The organism is Streptomyces phytophilus, from assembly GCF_013870535.1.
GTDB classification, from domain to species: domain Bacteria; phylum Actinomycetota; class Actinomycetes; order Streptomycetales; family Streptomycetaceae; genus Streptomyces; species Streptomyces phytophilus.
In genome coordinates this window covers 1-1,258 of sequence record NZ_JACBXC010001539.1, presented here as the reverse complement: position 1 = coordinate 1,258, position 1,258 = coordinate 1, and the positions used below count along the sequence as shown (strand labels likewise).

Annotated in this window: 2 protein-coding genes; both read right to left on the bottom strand. The window is 73.2% G+C overall.

Features of this window, described 5'->3' with window-relative positions:
• Nucleotides 1-929: cobyric acid synthase (locus H5J30_RS34055; protein ID WP_181791683.1), on the bottom strand; the 929-nt coding region annotated here is incomplete at its 3' end.
• Nucleotides 926-1,168, bottom strand: a complete 243-nt coding sequence (locus H5J30_RS34050) for a hypothetical protein (RefSeq protein ID WP_181791682.1) — start codon at nucleotides 1,166-1,168, stop codon at nucleotides 926-928. The genes H5J30_RS34055 and H5J30_RS34050, both read right to left, overlap by 4 nt.
• Nucleotides 1,169-1,258 lie beyond the last annotated feature (90 nt).

Genomic DNA, 1,258 nt, shown 5'->3' with positions numbered 1-1,258 from the left:
CCCGGCAGCACCACCAGGTCCGCGTCCGCCAACTCCTCCGGCCGGTCGGTGAACTGCACCGCCACGCCCGGCTCCGCGGCCAGCGCGTCCACGTCGGTGAAGTTCGACATCAGCGGCACCGGCACCACCGCGACCCGCAGCACCTCGGCCCCGTGCGGCCGCGTGGCCGGCAGCTCGCGTATCAGGCCGCGCAGCGACAGCCGCAGCCCGTCCTCCTCGTCGATGCCGAGCCCGTGCCGGTACGGCAGCACCCCGAGGGTCTGCCGCCCCGTCAGCCCGCGCAGCATCGACAGCCCCGGCTCCAGCAGGGAGACGTCACCGCGGAACTTGTTGACCAGATAGCCCGCGACCAGGCGCTGGTCGGCGGCGCTCAGCAGCGCGGTGGTGCCGAAGAACGACGCGAAGACCCCGCCCCTGTCGATGTCCCCGACGACCACGACGGGCAGCCGCGCCGCCCGCGCCAGGCCCATGTTGACGATGTCGCTGTGCCGCAGGTTGATCTCCGCCGGGCTCCCGGCGCCCTCGCAGATCACCACGTCGTACGAGCGCCGCAGCTCCTCCAGGCAGTCCGTGACCGTGTCGAACAGCGCCCGCTGCCGCTCCCCGTGGTAGCCCGCCGCGCTCAGCTCCGCCATCGGCCGGCCCAGCACCACGACCTGGCTGCGCGCCTCGCCGCCCGGCTTGAGCAGCACCGGGTTCATCAGCGCGCTGGGCTCGGTGCGGGCCGCCGCCGCCTGCATGGCCTGGGCCCGCCCGATCTCGGCGCCCTCGCGCGTCACGTACGAGTTGAGCGACATGTTCTGCGCCTTGAACGGCGCGACGGCCACGCCGCGCCGGGCCAGCCACCGGCAGATGCCGGCGGTGACGACGCTCTTGCCCGCGTCCGACGTCGTGCCGGCGACCAGGAGGCCGCCGGCGCGCGCCGTCATTTGACGATCAGATAGATCCCGTACGCCACGGCTGCTGCACACAGCGTGAAGCATACGTACGCACCCGTCCTGGCCAGGGCGGAGGGTGCCGTCTCCGACCCCGCGGAGCCGTCGGGGCCCCCGGGTTCCGTCTTCGGCGACAGGCCGACGATGCCGACCGTGAAGAGGCCCACGAGAGCCACCGTCATGACGAGGCTGACGCCGAAGACCTCGCCGAGTGCTGCCCAGTCGATGTCCATGCTGCTTCCTCAGTGCTCGGTCGGGGAACGGCCGGTCAGACCGTGGCCTGCGGTGCGGGCCCCGACGCGGTCCGGGGCGCCGGTATGCTC